The organism is Streptomyces sp. FH025, assembly GCF_017427025.1.
GTDB lineage: Bacteria > Actinomycetota > Actinomycetes > Streptomycetales > Streptomycetaceae > Kitasatospora.
The window spans coordinates 1-2,138 of the sequence record NZ_JAFLNG010000988.1 but is presented as its reverse complement, the minus strand read 5'-3'; the positions used below and the strand labels follow the sequence as shown (position 1 = coordinate 2,138).

Annotated in this window: 1 protein-coding gene; it reads left to right on the top strand. The window is 75.9% G+C overall.

The window, feature by feature from the left end:
• A partial coding sequence (locus J0670_RS36490; RefSeq protein ID WP_243438029.1) for a condensation domain-containing protein occupies positions 1-2,138 on the top strand: 2,138 nt, incomplete at both ends.

The following is a 2,138-nucleotide window of genomic DNA, read 5'->3' as shown; positions in this document are numbered from 1 at the left end:
GGAGCTGCTCGGCGTGGGCGAGGTCGGCGTCGACGACGACTTCTTCCTGCTCGGCGGCGACTCGATCCTGAGCATCCAGGTCGTCTCCCGCGCCCGGGCGGCCGGCCTCGCGCTCTCCCCCCGCGACCTGTTCCGGCACCCCACCGTCGCCGCGCTGGCCGCCAACGCCGGCACCGCCAGCACGATCGCGGGCACCGAACCGGTCGAGGGCGAGGTCGCCCTGACGCCCGTCCAGCACTGGTTCCTCGACCCGAACCCGCCGCACGCCGGGCACTTCGACCAGTCCGTCCTGGTGGAGACACCCGGCGAGGTCGACCCGCAGGCCCTGCGCCGCGCCCTGACCGCCCTGTGGACCCACCACGACGCCCTGCGCGCCACCTTCACCACCGGGCCGGACGGCACCTGGCGCCAGCACTGCGCCCCCGCCGACGCCCCTGCCCCCGACCTGCTGGAGGTCTGCGAGCCGGGCGCCGATGCCTCCGGCACGGAGTTCCGGCTGGACACCGGCCCGCTGCTCAGCGCCAGACTGGTCAGGTCCCACCCCGCCCGGCTGCGGCTGACCGTCCACCACCTGGCGGTCGACGGCGTCTCCTGGCGGGTGCTGCTGGAGGACCTGGAGACCGCCTACCGGCAGGCCGTGGAGGGCCGCCCGTTGCGCCTGCCCGCCCGCACCAGCTCCCTGCGGGAGTGGACCCGCCGCCTGAGCGTGCACACCGCGGCCGGCGGCTTCGCCGACCAGCGCGCCCACTGGGCGGCCGTCACCCGGCACAGCGCGGCCCCCCTGCCGGTGGACGGCGACGGCGGCAACACCGCCGCCGACCTGCGCGCGGTGACCGTCCGACTGGACCGCGAGCGCACCGACGCCCTGCTGCGCGCCGTCCCCGGGGTCTACCGGACCAGGATCGACGACGTCCTGCTCACCGCCCTGGGCCAGGTGCTCGCCGAGTGGACCGGGCGGCGCACCGTCGCGATCGGCCTGGAGGGCCACGGCCGCGAGGACCGGCTGTTCGACGGCCTCGACCTGTCCCGCACGGTCGGCTGGTTCACCTCGCTCTTCCCGGTCGCCCTCGACGTCCCGGACGTTTCCGACGGCGACTGGGGCACCGCGCTGAAGTCCGTCAAGGAGCAGCTCAGGGCCGTGCCCGACCGCGGCCTCGGGTACGGCGCGCTGCGCCACCTCGCCCGGGACGAACGGTTCGCCGCCGCCCCGGAGCCCGGCATCAGCTTCAACTACCTGGGCCGGTTCGACTGGTCGGACGACGGCGCCGCCCTGGTCCGCGCCGTCCCCGGCGGCCTCGGCGGCGCGGAGGCGCCCGGCACCGAGCGCCCGTACCTGCTGGACGTGATCGCCCGCGTCGAGGACGGCAGACTGGAGATCGGCTGGTACTACAGCACCGGGCTGCACCGCGAACACACCGTCAGCGCGCTCGCGGACGCCATGCTCCGCGCGCTGGAGGAGATCGTCGCCCACTGCGCCGAGCCCGGCGCCGGCGGCCGCACCCCCGCCGACTTCCCGCTCGCCCGCCTGGACCAGGCGGCGGTGGACCGGATCGTCGGCGACGGCCGCGCCGTCGAGGACGTGTACCCGCTGACGCCGATGCAGGCGGGCATGCTCTTCCACAGCCTGCTGGACCCGGACGGATACACCTACGTCAACCAGGTCCAGCTGGTCCTGACCGGCGTCACCGACCCGCACGCCCTCGCCGAGGCCTGGCAGCACACCGTGGACGCCAACCCGGCGCTGCGCACCCGGCTCAGCTGGCAGGACACCGCCGAGCCGGTGCAGGTCGTCCAGCGGCGGGCCGCCGTCCCGGTGGCCCACCACGACTGGACGGACCGGCCCGCCGAGCAGGTCGAGCGGGACACCGCCCAGCTGCTCGCCGAGGACCGTGAGGCCGGCCTGGACCTGGGCGCCGCGCCGCTGATGCGGCTGTCGCTCGTCCGGCTCTCGCCCGCCCGGGTGCGGGTGGTGTGGACCTTCCACCACGTCCTGCTGGACGGGTGGAGCGCGGCCCAGGTCTTCGACGAGGTGTGCGAGCGCTACGCCGCCCTGACCGCCGGGCGCCGCCCCGAACCGGCCGAGCGCGCGCCCTTCGGCGCGTTCCTGCGCTGGCTCTCCGAACAGGACCAGGCGCAGG